General features: G+C 54.9%; 1 pseudogene. It reads right to left on the reverse strand.

Going from position 1 to position 237, the window contains the following annotated elements:
* Window positions 1–204 (reverse strand): annotated as a pseudogene (locus tag FQ664_RS26920) (2-isopropylmalate synthase); the annotation flags it as partial.
* Between the last annotated feature and the right edge of the window lie 33 nt (window positions 205–237).

The following is a 237-nucleotide window of genomic DNA, read 5'->3' on the forward strand; positions in this document are numbered from 1 at the left end:
CTTCACGGAGGCGGTGGCAATGGCGTTGGAGCCAGACTGCACGCTGAAGTAATCCAGACGGAAATGCTCCGGCTCTTCCTGCTGCTTATTAATGAAGGCTAACGCTTCCAGATCGTAGTCGAATACCTGGCCTTTTTTGTCCGCCAGCTTCAGGAAGGCGTCGTGCAGGTTGTCCAGGTTGTAGTGGCTTTCTTTATAGCCCATTTCATCCATTCGGTGCTTCGCCGCGGCACGGCC

The sequence above is a fragment of the Pseudomonas persica genome, from assembly GCF_900291015.1.
Taxonomy (GTDB): domain Bacteria; phylum Pseudomonadota; class Gammaproteobacteria; order Pseudomonadales; family Pseudomonadaceae; genus Aquipseudomonas.